Source organism: Caulobacter sp. GW821-FHT09B11, from assembly GCF_059418205.1.
Genome location: NZ_JBWKPK010000004.1, coordinates 123,035 through 137,969, shown reverse-complemented (window position 1 = coordinate 137,969; position 14,935 = coordinate 123,035). Strand labels below are relative to the sequence as shown.

9 protein-coding genes are annotated in these 14,935 nt (G+C 68.8%); 6 read left to right on the top strand and 3 right to left on the bottom strand.

Annotated elements, in window-relative coordinates; genetic code table 11:
* Nucleotides 1–215: 215 nt before the first annotated feature.
* From AC07N1_RS04185 to AC07N1_RS04170, 4 genes are all read left to right on the top strand, one after another.
* The gene (locus AC07N1_RS04185; RefSeq protein ID WP_494670660.1) at nt 216–1,757 is read left to right on the top strand and encodes an acetolactate synthase large subunit; all 1,542 of its coding nucleotides are present in this window, start codon (nt 216–218) and stop codon (nt 1,755–1,757) included.
* Between the two features lie 23 nt (nt 1,758–1,780).
* Nucleotides 1,781–2,680 carry a substrate-binding domain-containing protein gene (locus AC07N1_RS04180; protein ID WP_494670659.1) on the top strand — a complete coding sequence of 300 codons (900 nt, stop codon included), beginning with the start codon at nt 1,781–1,783 and terminating at the stop codon, nt 2,678–2,680.
* A 259-nt stretch (nt 2,681–2,939) separates the two neighbouring features.
* A complete protein-coding gene (locus AC07N1_RS04175) occupies nt 2,940–5,783 on the top strand; it encodes a TonB-dependent receptor domain-containing protein (RefSeq protein WP_494670658.1) in 2,844 nt (947 codons plus the stop codon).
* A 110-nt stretch (nt 5,784–5,893) separates the two neighbouring features.
* Nucleotides 5,894–6,043, top strand: coding sequence for a hypothetical protein (locus AC07N1_RS04170; protein ID WP_494670657.1), 150 nt, complete (start codon nt 5,894–5,896; stop codon nt 6,041–6,043).
* A 188-nt stretch (nt 6,044–6,231) separates the two neighbouring features.
* Here AC07N1_RS04170 and AC07N1_RS04165 read toward each other — a convergent pair whose 3' ends face one another.
* Together AC07N1_RS04165 and AC07N1_RS04160 are read right to left on the bottom strand one after the other, a co-directional pair.
* Entirely contained in the window at nt 6,232–9,120 is a 2,889-nt protein-coding gene (locus AC07N1_RS04165) for a TonB-dependent receptor domain-containing protein (RefSeq protein WP_494670726.1), read from the bottom strand.
* 139 nt (nt 9,121–9,259) lie between these two features.
* Nucleotides 9,260–10,354, bottom strand: coding sequence for a citrate synthase/methylcitrate synthase (locus AC07N1_RS04160; protein WP_494670656.1), 1,095 nt, complete (start codon nt 10,352–10,354; stop codon nt 9,260–9,262).
* A gap of 75 nt (nt 10,355–10,429) precedes the next feature.
* Here AC07N1_RS04160 and AC07N1_RS04155 point away from each other — a divergent pair, with 75 nt between their 5' ends.
* Nucleotides 10,430–11,569, top strand: a complete 1,140-nt coding sequence (locus tag AC07N1_RS04155) for a citrate/2-methylcitrate synthase (protein WP_494670655.1) — start codon at nt 10,430–10,432, stop codon at nt 11,567–11,569.
* 53 nt (nt 11,570–11,622) lie between these two features.
* Here AC07N1_RS04155 and AC07N1_RS04150 read toward each other — a convergent pair whose 3' ends face one another.
* The gene (locus AC07N1_RS04150; protein ID WP_494670654.1) at nt 11,623–12,258 is read right to left on the bottom strand and encodes a glutathione S-transferase family protein; all 636 of its coding nucleotides are present in this window, start codon (nt 12,256–12,258) and stop codon (nt 11,623–11,625) included.
* 357 nt (nt 12,259–12,615) lie between these two features.
* Between AC07N1_RS04150 and AC07N1_RS04145 the strand changes: the two genes are divergently transcribed.
* The gene (locus AC07N1_RS04145; protein WP_494670653.1) at nt 12,616–14,928 is read left to right on the top strand and encodes a TonB-dependent receptor; all 2,313 of its coding nucleotides are present in this window, start codon (nt 12,616–12,618) and stop codon (nt 14,926–14,928) included.
* The last annotated feature ends 7 nt before the right edge of the window (nt 14,929–14,935 follow it).

Genomic DNA, 14,935 nt, shown 5'->3' with positions numbered 1-14,935 from the left:
CTTCAGCACGTCGCCCCTTCCACCTTTGCGGCGGCGCGAGGGGTTCCCGCCACAAGGGCGGGAATGACGGCGGAGGTGGAGGCTGGTTCAGAGAACACCCGGAAATCTATCGCTTTCCGGCCCGTTTGGATTGGAGCGCCAATCCTGGAAATGGTCTCCCTTCTCCCCAAGGCGAACGGTCATTTGAAGCCGTTCGCTCGTGTGGAGGAGTTGAGATGAACGGCGCCGAAAGCCTTGTGAACACGCTGGCCGACCAGGGCGTCGAGGTCTGCTTCGCCAATCCCGGCACCTCGGAAATGCACTTCCTGGCGGCGCTGGAAAATCCCCGCATCCGCAGCGTCCTGTGCCTGTTCGAGGGCGTGGCCACCGGCGCCGCCGACGGCTGGGGTCGGATGAAGGACAAGCCGGCCTCCACCCTGCTGCACCTGGGACCGGGCCTCGCCAACGGCCTTGCCAACATCCACAACGCCAAACGCGCCGGCGTCGGCATGGTCAACATCATCGGCGAGCACGCCGCCTCGCACCTGAAGTACGACGCGCCGCTGACCTCCGACATCCAGGGCCTGGCCCGCCCGCTGTGCCACTGGGTGCGCACGACCGACGGCGCCGAATCCATCGCCACCGACACCGCCGCCGCCGTCGCCAAGGCCAACGAAGGCCTGGTCTCGGCCCTGATCCTGCCCGGCGACGCCAGCTGGGGCGAGGCGGGCGAGGTTTCGCAGCTCCCCAAGTGCGAGCCGACCCGCCGCGCGCCGCCGTCCGACAAGGTCGAGCACATCGCCAAGGTGCTGCGGTCAGGCGAGCCGACCCTGATCATCTTCGGGGGCAAATCCATGCGGGGCCGCTCGCTGGACCTGGCCGGCCGCGTCGCCGCCACCACCGGCTGCCGCATCGCCACCCAGTTCTTCAGCGTCCGCATCGAGCGGGGCGCCGGCCGCACGCCGTTGGAGCGCATTCCCTACGCCGTGAGCCAGGCCGTGGCCTTCCTCAGCGCCTTCAAGCACATCGTCACGGTCGAGACCGGCGAGCCGATCGCCTTCTTCAGCTATCCCGACAAGCCCAGCGTGCTGAAGCCCGCCGGCTGCCAGGTGCACGAGCTGGTCGCCAAGGACGAGGACAGCGTCCTCGGGCTCGAAATGCTGGCGCAGGCCCTGGGCGCGCTGAAGACCCAGCCGGTCCTCCAGGCACGCTCGGAGCAGGCGGCCCCGCAGGGCGCGCTGAACCCGGTCAGCATCGCCCATGCGCTCAGCTACGCCATGCCCGAGAACTGCATCCTGGTGGACGAGTCCCTGACCACCGGCCGGGAGTCGATGGGCCTCACCGCCGGGGCGCGTCCGCACGACACCATCCAGAACATGGGCGGTTCGATCGGCTACGGTACGCCGGTGGCGACGGGGGCGGCCATGGCCTGCCCGGAGCGCCGGACCTTCTGCATGGTGGGCGACGGCAGCGCCATGTACACGATCCAGTCGCTGTGGACCCAGGCCCGCGAAGGCCTGCCGGTCACGACGATCATCTTCGCCAACAACAGCTACGCCATCCTCAAGGCCGAATATTCGAACATGGGCGCGGGCGCCGCGCCGGGGCCGCGCGCCCTGTCGATGATCGACATCGGCAACCCCACGATCGACTGGGTCGCCATGGCCAAGAGCATGGGCGTGCCGGCGGTCAGCGTCGAGACGGCGGAAGACTTCACCCAGGCCATGATCGACTCCACCCGCGAGGCGGGCCCGGTGCTGATCGAAGTCAAACTCTGAAGAAAACCGGGAGGGACCGCGTCATGAGCGACGTTGCGGCCGAAGTGCTGACTCTGAAGACCAACCTGGCCGACTATCCGGTGACCAAGGCCATGAAGGACGGCCGGGTGACGTCCGACATCGTCACCCTGGACTTCTGCGGCCCCGAACAGGCCCACAACGGCTTCAAGGACATGGTCCGCCGCAACCAGTACGACGCCGGCGAACTGGCGATCGTCACCTACCTGCAGGCCAAGTGCTACGGAAAGCCCTACGTGCTGCTGCCGGCCCCGATCTCCGGCCGCTTCCAGCACCATTGCGCCGGCTTCAACAAGGACCTCGGCCACCTCGACCCCAAGGACATCGAGGGCAGGGAGGTGGGCGTGCGCACCTACGCCCAGACCACCGGCCTGTGGATCCGCGGCGTGCTCCAGCACGAGTACGGCGTCGACCTCGACAAGGTCACCTGGCGCACCACCGGCGACGGCCACCTGGAGGAATACAGCGACCCGGCCAACTGCGTGCGCCTTCCCAAGGGCTCCGACATCGGCCAGATGATGCTGGACGGGCAGCTGGCCGCCACCCTGCAGGGCGTCGACCTGCCCAAGGATCCGCGCGTCCAGTACCTGGTGCCCGACCCGTTCAACGCCGCCAAGGCCTGGTTCGAGCGCGAGCAGGTCGTGCCGATCAACCACATCTTCGTCGTCCACGAGGATGTCGCCAGGCAGCGCCCCGACGTGGTCCGCGAGATCTACCGGATGATCGTCGAGAGCCGCGCCCTGACCGAGGGCGGCCCGCCGGCCGTCTATCCGCCGTTCGGCCTGGAGGCCAACCGCAAGGGTCTGCAGCTCGCCATCGACTGGGCGTTCGACCAGAAGATCATTCCGCGCAAGCTGTCGGTCGACGAGCTCTTCGACGACCTCACGGCCAGCCTCGGCGCCTGATCCAGATCATCTCGGCTTCTTCGACGCCGGCGCGCCTGGACCTCGCGGTCCGGACGCGTCGGCGTTCGTCGTTGTGAAGTCGTCACAGAATATTTCTTGAGATTCCGGCCGGTCGCGGCGGCGAAAAATGAATAGGCCTGTCCGGTAAAGCAATCATCGGGCGAGGCGAAGGCGCGTCATCCTCCTGACGCTGCGTCAATGAACGCGGCGAACCATAAGAACAGGCCGGCCGGGCAGCGGATACGGCGTGGAGGGAACGATGAAGAACCTCGGAAGGACAGCCGTCTTTCTGGCCGGGGCCAGCGCGCTCGCGCTCACCACGTCGGCCTTCGCCCAGACCGCTCCGGAGCCCGCCGGCGACACGGTCGAGACCACCGTCGACACCGTGGTCGTCACCGGCTCGCGCGTCATCCGCAACGGCGACGCCAGCCCGTCGCCGGTCACCGTCGTCCAGACCGACGACGTCCTGCGCGCAGTCCCCGGCAACCTGGCCGAGGCCCTCAACGTCCTGCCGGTGTTCGCCGGCTCGCGCGGGGCGGGGGTCAACCCCACCTCGACCGGCAGCGTCGGGGCCGGCAACGCCTCGGCCAACCAGCTGAACCTGCGCAACATCGGCGCCAACCGCACCCTGATCCTGCTGGACGGCCTGCGCGTGCCGCCCACCTTGCTGAACGGCGTCGTCGACGTCGACCTGATCCCGCAGATGCTGGTCCAGCGGGTCGACACCGTCACCGGCGGCGTCTCGGCCGTCTATGGCTCCGACGCCGTTACCGGCGTCGTGAACTACATCGTCGACAAGAAGTTCAACGGCCTGAAGATGCTGGCCCAGACCGGTGTCTCCCAGCAGGGCGACGGCGAGAAGATCGACGTCGGCCTCGCCGCCGGGACCCGCTTTGCGAACGGCCGCGGCCATGTCGAGGCCAGCTATGAATATCGCGACGAGAAGGGCGTCGCCTATCGCTCCGACCGCGACTGGATGGACGTCTGGGGCGTGGCCGGGGCCGGCACGGCGGCCAACCCGTATGTGCTCTACAGCGACCTGCGCCAGGCCGGCTTCCCATTCGGCGGCCTGATCACCAGCGGCGTGCTGTCGGGCCAGACCTTCGCGAGCAACGGAACGCTGCGGGCCTTCGCGCCCGGAACCGCCACCGGCTCGTCCGCCCTCCAGGTCGGCGGCGACGGCGGCTACTACGACTCCTCGCTGCTGGCCCCGATGAAGGGCCACCAGTTGTTCGGCCGCGTCGACTACGACCTGACCGACAACGTCCACGGCTACCTGCAGGTCGGCGGCAACCTCAAGACCAACGCCAACTATTCCGACTATGTCCGGCTGACCAATGTCACGCTCAGCTCGACCAACGCCTTCCTGTCGCCGACCTACCAGGCGCAGCTGGCCGGGGCGAACCAGTCCACCTTCCGTCTCAGCGAACTGATGAGCAGCGGCGGCCGGCTGGAGGCGCGGTCGAAGTCGCGGCAGTGGATCTATATGGGCGGGCTGAACGGTTCGCTCGGCGACTACAAGTGGGGCCTGGACTTCACCCACGGCCAGACGCGCCTGGGCACGACCCTGGCCAACAACCTCAACAACCAGCGTCTGGCCGCCGCCCTCGACGCCGTCGTCGATCCGTCCAGCGGCAAGATCGTCTGCAATATCGCCCTGACCAATCCGAACCTGGCCCAGGGCTGCGCGCCGCTGAACGTCTTCGGCCCGACCGCCGGCAGCGCCGAGGCCATCGACTACGTCTTCCAGGAGACCCACTACACGGCGCGCACGGTGATGGACTCGGTGTCGGGCCACATCGACGGCTCGCCGTTCAGCACCTGGGCCGGCCCGGTGAGGCTGGCGCTGTCGGGCGAGTGGCGCAAGCTGAGCTTCGAATCCGCCAGCGACGCTGGTCCGTCCGACGTCGTCAACTGCACGGGTATCCGCTACAACTGCACCGCCGGTTCGGCCCTGTGGACCCAGACCTTCGCCGGCAGCCCCAAGGTCAGCCAGACCGTCCGCGAGGCCGCCCTCGAAGCCGACGTCCCGCTCGTCAAGGACCTGCCGCTGATGCGCGCGCTCAGCGTCAACGGCGCGGCCCGCTTCACCAGCTACGACACCAGCGGCGACTACTCGACCTGGAAGCTGGGCCTCGATTGGCGCCTGAACGACGCGGTGCGCCTGCGCGCCACCCGCTCGCGCGACATTCGCGCGCCGACGCTCTACGAGCTGTTCGCGCCGGTCAATTCGGTGCCGGTCAGCACCCAGGACCTGTTGACGACCCTCAGCCCGACGGTGGCCTCGGTCGATCTGTCCAACCCCGACCTCAAGGCCGAGATCGGCGACACCGCCACGCTCGGCGTGGTCTGGAGCCCGATTTCGCGTTTCTCGGTGGCGCTGGACGCCTACCACATCACCGTCAAGGACGCGGTCACCCAGGTGAACGGCGCAACGGCCGCCTATCAGCGGGCCTGCTACGACAGCGGCGGGACCTCGCCGTTCTGCGCCTTGCAGGACCGCCTCAACGGCTATGCCGACAAGAGCGCCTCCAACGTCGTGCAGCGCTGGTACACGAAGTACTACAACATCGCCCAGGTGGAGACCTGGGGCGCGGACCTGGAGGTCAACTACGCCACGACGGCCTTCCATCGGCCCGCGTCGCTGCGGTTCCTGGCCGCCTTCCAGCCACACGTCTACTACCGCCAGCCGGGGGTCACGACCACCGACCAGGGCGGGGTGGCCTTCGGTCCGCTGGGGGCTGCCGCCGGTCCGTCACTGCGCCTGACGGCGCTGGCCCGCTTCCAGCCGATCGAGAACCTGACGGTCGACGTCATGCAGCGCTGGCGCGACGACATGAAGCTGGGCGGCGACCCGTCGCAGATCTGGGCGAACAACAAGATCGCGTCCTTCGCCACCACCAGCCTGACCCTGACCTATGCGGCCGACACCCGGGCCGGGCGGACGGACTTCTTCGTCAACGTCCAGAACCTGTTCGACGCCGATCCGCCGCCCGGGGCCTACGCCCTAAACGGCACGCGGGCTGGCCTGCGCGACGGCTACGCCATCGGCGACGACGTCATGGGCCGCTACTTCACGATCGGCGCGCGGCTGAAGATGTAGCGGGAAACACAAGCGGCCGGAGGAGGCGCTCCGGTCGCTTCAAGCCATGGGCGATGGGAAAGCGTCAGCCAATCGGATGGCCCTCGAACCAGAAGGCGGCGGAGACCAGCATGAGCATCCAGGCGGACCTGGCCTCGGCCGGGCGAGGCGCCTGCGGGCGAGGGGGCCTGTCCGCCGACGAACGCGGGGAAAGCGAGGCGCGCGGCGCCATCGCGGCAATTGACCTGGACACTTCCAACCCTCGTATTTTCGACGAGTAGGTCGGGAAGGCGCGGGCGAAGCAACCGGCCTGGCCGGCGAGAGCCCCGATCGTGCGCGAAACTTATCGCCGGAGACGACAAACTAATATGCCGGGGTCCCAAGGCTCCAGGTCGCGGAGACGCGTTGGAGGCAGGGAAAGGGGGCGCGGTCATGGCCCGAGGGCTACGAACCGCGCCCGGTGAAGGTCCTACTGGCGGTAGGTCAGGCGGAAGTAGAAGTAGCGGCCCGGCGCGTCATAGGCGTTGGGGTCGTAGTTGTTGAGGCCGCAGCTGATGCAGCCCGGCGGGTCCTTGTCGAATAGGTTGTTGACCCCGAAGGCGACCGCCGTGGTCTCGCCCAGGAAGGCGGGCTTCCAGCGCAGCTGGGCGTCGATATAGGTCCGCGAGGCCAGTTTGTTGTCGGCCGCCGCCGTCTCCTTGACCGACGACAGGTAGCGGGCCGAGGCGCTGGCGCCCCAGGCCTTGTGGTCCCAGTCGACGGTCAGGGTGGTCTTGGTCTTGGGATAGGCCTGGTCGGGACTGCCGCGCTCGGTGCCCTCGCGCGGGATCTCGGTGAAGCCGGTCGCGGTGGGCACGATCTCGGTATATTCGAGCAGGAAGGTCGAATAGGAGCGCAGCGACAGGCGCCCGAAGTCGTAGGTCGGCGAGGACCACAGGACGTTCAGGTCGATGGCCCGGGTCTGGATGCCGCCGATATTGATCAGCGGGTTGGTGATCGCCGCCACCTGGCCCGAAGCCGTGCGGGTGATGGTCGAGCAGGCCAGGCTGTCGGCCAGTTCGGCGCAGCGGGCCAGCAGGCTTTCGCCCGAGAGCGCCTGGATCGCCGAGTCGAGCTCGATGTCGGAATAGGCCAGTTCGATCGAGCCGTTACTGGCCCAGCTGGCGTCCTTCAGCGCCTTGGGCTCCCAGACGATGCTGACGTTCTTGCTCTCGCTGGTCTCGGGCTTGAGCGCGTCGTTGCCGCTGGTGATCACCGACAGCTGCGGATTGAGCTGCACGTAGCTGCCGCCGGCCGGCACGCCGGCGGCGATGCAGTTGGCGCGGACGGTGGCGCTGGCGGGCGTGCCGCCTGACAGGCCCAGCATGTCGGAGCAGGGATCGGTGATCTCCTGGTCGAAGCGCGAGGCCGCGCCGAACAGTTCGCCGATCGACGGCGCCCGGAAGCCCTGGCCCCAGGAGGCGCGGACCAGCAGGTCTTCGGCCGGCCGCCAGTTGACGCCGGCCTTGTAGATCGAGTCCCGGCCCGAGGTGGAATAGTCGAACCAGCGGCCGGCGGCCGAGACCTCCAGCCGGTGGATCAGCGGCAGGTCGGCCAGCAGCGGGGCGCGCAGTTCGAGATAGGCCTCGTCGACCTTGATCTCGCCCTTGGCGGGCTGGGCCGGGATGTCGGCCGACAGGCCGGCGGCGACCACGGCGTCGGGCTGGAAATAGCCCTTGGTCTCGCGGTGCTCGTAGCCGGCGGCGAAGGCCAGCGGCCCGGCGGGCAGGGCAAAGAGGTCGCCGGTCAGGTTGGCGGTGAAGTCGTGCAGCTCCTGCTGCGAGACGTCCTGCTGGGTGAAGCCGATGAAGCCCAGCATCTCGGGCGTGATCGAGCCGACCCCGCCGAAGATGTTCAGCGGCACGCACGAGCCGGTGCAGCCCGACAACGGGCCCAGCGCCTGCTGCACGCGGGCGGCGTTGACGTTGCCGGTGAAGCTCTGTTCGGCGTGGTTGCGCGAGGCCGTCGCGTTGACGTCCCAGTACCAGGTCTTGTCGGCCAGCTTCAGGTCGCCCGACAGGCTGGCGTTGACGTTCCAGGTGTCGACCGTCTGGGCGTAGTGGCGGGGACCCGCCTCGATCAGCCGGCGACCGACGAAGGCGTAGGTGCCGGTGGTCAGGGTGAAGCCGAAAGGATTGTAGGGGTTGGTGGCGTCGACCGAAACGGTGTCGAGCAGGTTGCCGTTGCCGGCGTCGGGGCCGACGAACAGCGGCAGGGGCGCGGCCTGGTTGGCCGACTTGCGCTGCACGTAGCTGGCGCGGACCTTCAGCTTGACGCTGTCGGTGAAGTCGTGGGTCACGGTCCCGAACAGGCTGACCCGTTCCGACGGCGTGACGATGTAGTTGTAGGGCTGGAAGTTGAAGCGGTCGGCCGTGGTGAAGTTCTTGAAGCTGCTCGACGCGCCGGTCGGATCCAGCGGATTGTAGGTGGGGCGCACCCCGACGGCGAGGGCGGTCTTCAGCGTCACGTCGAGGTCGTTGCCGGTATTGGGGTCGCTGACGATGAAGCGGCCGAGCGGCGTGCCCGACGAGCAGCCGCCGTCGAGGCAAGAGGTCGAGAAGGGGCTGGGGAACAGCGAGATGTCGCGGTCGGCCGACATGACGCTCTTCTGCTTGAAGTAGCCGCCGCCGACCACGATGCTGGTCTTTTCCTCGGTGGCCCCCCACGAGAGGTTGTAGTCCTGGGCGAAGCCGTCGCCCTCGCCGTAGCCGCCGACCTGGGCCGACAGCTCCAGGCCCTGCTGACGCTCGCGGGTCAGGATGTTGACCACCCCGGCGATGGCGTCGGAGCCATAGATCGGCGAGGCGCCTTCCTGCAGGATCTCGACATTGCGGATCATGGCGTTGGGGATGGTGTTGAGGTCCACCACGCCGGGCACGCCCGAGGCCGCGGCCCCGCCGACCCAGCGCTGGCCGTCGACCAGCACCAGCACCCGGCGCGAGCCCAGATAGCGCAGGTCGAGTTCGGCCGAGCCCGCGCCCACGCCGCCGCCGTCGGGCGGATTGCCGAAGTTGCCGGAGTTGTTGAACTTCGAATTGAGACCACCGCCGGCCGAGGGCACGCGCTGCAACACGTCGACGATCGAGGTAAGGCCGGTCTTGGCGATGTCGTCCTGGCCGATCTGGAAGACGGTCTGGCTCTTGTCGAGCGGACTGACCCGGATGCGCGAGCCGGTGACGACCACCGCCTCGACGCTGTTGTCGTCCGGGGTTTGGGCCGCGGGCGCCATCGGGGCGGCCGCGACGGTTGTCAGAAATAGCGAGAGAAGTCCTTGGCCGATGCGGTTCATGCCGTGCCCTTCCAGCTGCGATATCCCCACGGTCAAGGTTGAGTCGTGGATTCGCTCGCGCAGAAGGTGAATTGGCGGTCAAAAATGTGTCAAGTTCGCCGAACCGCGATATGTCGTTTCGCGGCTTTGTGTGTCTTTCGCAACAATCGTGCGCGGTTCGGCTGCACCCTCAAGCCGCCGCTTTGGGCCTAGGCCCGACATAGACCGACTGTGGGCGGATCAGTTTGCCGCCGGCCTGCTGCTCGCGGGCGTGGGCCAGCCAGCCCACGGTGCGGCCGGCGGCGAACACGCAGGTGAAGGCCAGCGGCGGGAAGCCCAGCGCTTCGAGCAGGAGGGCGGTGTAGAACTCGACATTGGTCTCCAGCGGCCGGTCGGGCTTGCGGCGGCGCAGGATGTCGAGGGCCGCCCGCTCCACCGCCTCGGCCAGGGCCAGGCGGCCGGGCAGGGCGCCGGCGGTGCGCGACAGTCGGGCCAGCGCCGCCTTCAGGGCGTCGGCGCGGGGATCGCGGACGCGATAGATCCGATGGCCGAAACCCATCAGCCGCTCGCCGGCGTCCAGCGCGTCCTCCAGCCAGGATATGGCGTTGTCGGCCGTTCCGATGGCGTCGAGCATGTCGATCACCGGCCCCGGCGCGCCGCCGTGCAGCGGTCCTTTCAGGGTCGAGAGCCCCGCCAGCACCGCCGAGCCCAGGCCCGCGCGGGTCGAGGCCGCCACCCGGGCGGCGAAGGTCGAGGCGTTGAGGCCGTGGTCGCAGACTGTGACCAGATAGGCGTCCAGCGCCCGGGCCTCGCCCTCGGTGGCGGGTGTTCCCCGGATCATCCGAAGGAAGTCCGCCGCGTGGGGCAGGGCGGGATCGGGCGCGACGGGCGCCTGTCCGGCCCGCGCGCGCAGGGTCGCTGCGGTGAACACGGCGGGAGCGGCCGTCAGCACCAGGGCGTCGTGCAGCGTGTCGCCGTCGGGCAGGCGGGCCAGCAGGGCGCGCATGGCGTCGTAGGGATCGCGGGCGGCCAGGGCTTCGTCCAGGGCGGCGACCTCGGCGAAGGCCCGCACGCGGGCCGCGCCCAGGGCGGGGGCCAGATCGGTCGGCAGGTCGTCGAAGAAGCCGTCGAACAGTAGGTGGGCGGAGTCCTCGAAGCGGGCGCGGCCGGCCAGATCCTCGACGGCCCAGCCGCGAATGGTCAGGCGGCCGGCCTGGCCGTCGACGTCGGAAAGCACGGTGGCCGCGGCGATGACGCCTTCGAGGCCGGCGGAAACTTGGACCATGGGAAGGTCTCCTTTCACCGCCGATTTTCGTCCGAGCCGATTGATCGTCAATCTTGATCAATATAATCAATATCCATGGCGGACGATTGGCTCGATGCGGACCAGGCGATGGCGCGGCTCGGCGTGCGGGCTCAGACGCTCTACGCCTATGTCAGCCGTGGCCGGATCGAGGCTCACGCTCATCCCGGCGACCCGCGCCGCAGCCTTTATCGGGCTTCCGACGTCGCTAACTTGGCCAAGCGAAAGGCGCGGGGCCGCAAGGCCGCCGACGTCGCCGCCGAGGCCATCGCCTGGGGCGAGCCGGTCCTGGAGTCGGCCATCACCGCCGTGCGCGGCGGGCGCCTGTGGTATCGCGGCCGCGACGCCGCCGAACTGGCCAGGACGGAAAGCTTCGAAGCGGTCGGCCGGCTGCTGCGCGACGACGTGGCCGAGGCGGCCGTCTCCACCCACGAACCCAGCCCTGCGCCGACCATTCGCGCCCGCCTGTTCGCCGATCTGGCCGCCCGTGCGGGCGAGGACCGTCCGGCCCGCGGCCGCGCGCCGCTGATGCTGGCCCAGGAAGCGGCGGGTCTGCTCGACCTCGTCGCCGACGCGGCCGCTGGCCGCGCGGGCGACGGCCTGATCCATCAGCGGCTGGCGGCCGCCTGGAGCCTCGACGCGGCCGGCGGCGACCTCGTGCGCCGGGCCCTGGTGCTGCTGGCCGACCACGAGCTCAACGCCTCGACCTTCGCCGCCCGGGTGGCGGCCTCGACCGGAGCCTCGCTGGCGGCTTCGATCCTGGCGGGGCTCTCGGCCCTGTCCGGACCCCTGCACGGCGGCATGGCCGCCCGCGTCGAGGCCCTGGCCCGCGAGGCCTGGCGCGACGGGGCGGACCACGCCGTGGCCGTCCGCCTCGACCAGGGCGCGCCCCTGCCGGGCTTCGGGCATCCGCTCTATCCCGACGGCGACCCGCGCGCGGCGGCCCTGCTGGCGGCCTTCGATCTGGCGCCGGACATGGCGGCGCTGCACGAGGCGGTTGTCGGGGCGACCGGCCAGGCCCCGAACATCGATTTCGCCCTGGTGGCGCTTGCGCGGACGCTCGGCCTGCCCGACGACGCCCCCTTCGCCCTGTTCGCCGTCGGCCGCACGGCGGGGTGGCTGGCCCATGCGCTGGAGCAACTGAAGGCGGGGCGTCTGATCCGGCCCAGGGCGCGATATGTGGGACCCGACCTCTAGCCGATCCGGCCTCGTTCTCACCCCATAGGGATTTCCTGATCCAAACGGGCTCGCTAGGTGACCTGCACCAAGAGGCGCAGGCCCTGCTCCATCTCTTCGAGCACACGCGCCACGTAGGGGTCTCGCCGCACGGATCGGGCATAGACGTCGGTGATCGAGGCGGGCTCGATCAGGTCCATGCCGAGGCGATCGGCCGTCACGCCGATGGCGAAGAGGGCGGGCGCCAGGGCGCAGTCGGCGATCGTCAGGTGATCGCACAGGGCGTACCGCGGCCCCTTGAGAAGCTCCTCGAGCATCGCGATCCCGTTCAGGAGTTCCTCGACCGCCCGGCGGGAGGCCGCGGCGTCGGTGCGAGGCTGCGCGAGAACGACCATCGACGGCATCAGGTACAGGTCGACGTGCTGCACCAGAAGCCTCGCCATCGCCCGGTCGAAGACATCGACGGGCATCAGGGACGGCGCCTGCGGAAACCGCTCCTCCAGATATTCGAGCAGGACCGCGGACTCCCAGATCGGTCCGCGTTCGTCGAGCAGCACCGGGATGCGGCCGGTCGGGCTGAGGTCGCGGAAGTGGCGATTTTCGCGCCAGCCCGGGGGCGGCGGGATCAGGTCAATGGGCAGGTCCTTGGCGTAGATCGCGATACGGACGCGCGCCGCGAAGGGGGATACGGGAAGACTGATCAGGTCCATTTCCGGGCTCCGGCGATCCCCCAAAAAAGGATGGGGCGATGTTTCTATCCGGATCGCCGCGTGCTTGGCGAGGTTTCGATTGCGCGCCGCCGGCAACCCTCGCTGGACGTGAAGTGGATGGCGAGAGGCGCTCCAGACTTCCTTGAGTTCTCGAAGATGCTGTTCGCCTGGAGGAACAGTGATCGGTGATGCCGGCCCGAAACATTGCGAACCGATGTGGCAACATTGGGAATAATCAATGTTTGTTGCGAACGCTTCTCATTGCTGTCGATCGACGCGCCAGATAAGAGCGCCTCGCATTGTCAGTAATGGAGGCGCTCGCGCGGTGCGCGTGGGCCGGGCATCGGGGATAAGAACATGAGGACGATTTCGACGTCGGGCGTGCGTAGCGCCAGCCGACGCGCACTCAGCGCCGCCGCGGTCGCGGGTGTCGCGGGCCTTGGCCTCTCCGCCGCCGCCAATGCGGCGCCGGCCGCCGACGAGGCGGTCGCCACCGCCACTCCGGACAACGGCGACACCAACGAAGTCTCAGGCGTCCAGGTCGACAGCAAGAAGGCCCAGGCCGCTTCGCCGAAGATCACCGCGCCGCTGCGCGACACCCCCAAGTCCATCACCGTCATCCCGCGCGAGCTGATCGACCAGACCGGTTCGGTCAGTCTGGTCGAGGCGCTGCGCACCGTGCCCGGCATCACCTTCGGCGCGGGCGAGGGCGGCAACCCGGTCGGCGACCGTCCGTTCCTGCGCGGCTACGACGCCCAGTCGGCCACCTATGTCGACGGCCTGCGCGACATCGGCTCCCAGTCGCGCGAAGTGTTCAACGTCGAGAACGTCGAGGTCGTGAAGGGCGCGACCGGCAGCTACGGCGGCCGCGGCGGCGCCGGCGGCGGCGTCTTCATCAACAACAAGGCCCCGACCCTGAAGGACTCGATCGGCGGGCAGGTCGCGGTCGGCACCACCGACTACAAGCGCGCCACGCTAGACGTGAACCATGTGGTCGCCGAAGGCGTGGCCGTGCGCCTGAACCTCATGGCCCACGACGCCGGCGTCGACGGCCGCGACGAGGTCCATTACAGCCGCTGGGGCGTGGCGCCGTCGATCGCCTTCGGCCTGGATACGGACACCCGCATCGTCGTCAGCTACTACCACATGCAGAGCGACGACATCCCCGACAGCGGGATCCCGTACAACAACCCGACCTTCGTGGCCCGCACCGACGGCCGCGCGCGCGTCTACCAGACCGGCGACGGCCAGCCGCTGCTCGCCGATCGCAGCGCCTGGTACGGCGTGAAGGGGCGCGACTTCCGCCGCGAGCGGGTGGACATGGGCACGGTCCGCTTCGAGCACGACTTCGGCGACAACCTGCACCTGCGCAACACCGTGCGCTATGCCGAGACCGGCCAGGACTACATCTGGACCCAGCCCGACGACAGCAAGGGCAACATCTATTACGGCCTGGTCTGGCGCCGTCCCAACAGCCGCGTCAGCGAGGTCAGCTACCTGACCAACCAGACCGACTTCTACGGCAAGTTCCAGACCGGCTCGATCCAGCACAACTTCGCCACGGGCCTGGAGCTGTCGCGCGAGGAAGGCGAGAACGACAGCTACAACGTCTATTACAACGGCGCCCTGGCCTCGACGTTCAGCGGCTGCTCGGCCGCGGCCATCGCCGCCTATGTCTGCACCACCCTGGCCAACCCTAGCACCAGCGATCCGTTCACCGGCACGATCTCGCGGGTCAACAACCCCAACAACTCGCGCACGGTCACCAAGTCGATCTACGGCTTCGACACCATCGAGTTCGACGAGCGCTGGCAGGTGAATCTGGGCCTGCGCTACGACAGCTACGACGCCCGCTATGTCAGCGCCCGGGCGACGACCACGCCGTTCGCCCGCTCGACCTTCGAGCGCAAGGACGACCTGCTGAACTACCAGGCCGCCGTGGTCTACAAGCCCACGACCGCCGCCGCGATCTACCTGTCCTACGCCACCGCCTCGACCCCGGCCGGCAACGCCCTGAACCAGGGCAGCGACGGCAACGCCCTGTCGAGCACCGTCAACGCCAACCTCGATCCCGAGGAAAACGCCACCCTCGAGGGAGGCGCCAAGTGGGACGTGTTCGGCGGCAAGCTCAGCCTGACCGGCGCGGCGTTCGAGGTGAAGACCACCAACGCCCGCATCACCCAGACCGACGGCACGGTGGCCATGGCCGGCGAAAAGCGCGTCCGGGGCTACGAGCTGGGCGCGTCCGGCTCCGTCACCGACAAGTGGGACGTCTTCGGCGGCTACACCTATCTCGACGCCATCCTGGTCAAGAACGGCGGTTCGGGCGCGGCGGCCGGCCTGACCGACGGCATGCAGTTCCCCAACACGCCCAAGCACAGCTTCGCGGTGCAGACGACGTACGAGGTGCTGCCGAAGCTGAAGGTCGGCCTGGGCGCCAACTACCAGGCCAAGGTCATGGGCAACGCCAGCGCCACCACGCCCAAGTGGGTTCCCGACTACTGGCGGTTCGACGCCAACGTCACCTACACCATCAACCCGAACCTCTCGGCCCGGCTCAACATCCAGAACCTGACCGACGAGGTCTACTACACCCAGGCCTACGCCTCGCACTACGCGACGATCGCGCCGGGGCGCTCGGCCGTCCTGTCGTTGAACGCCAAGTTCTAGGCCCGGC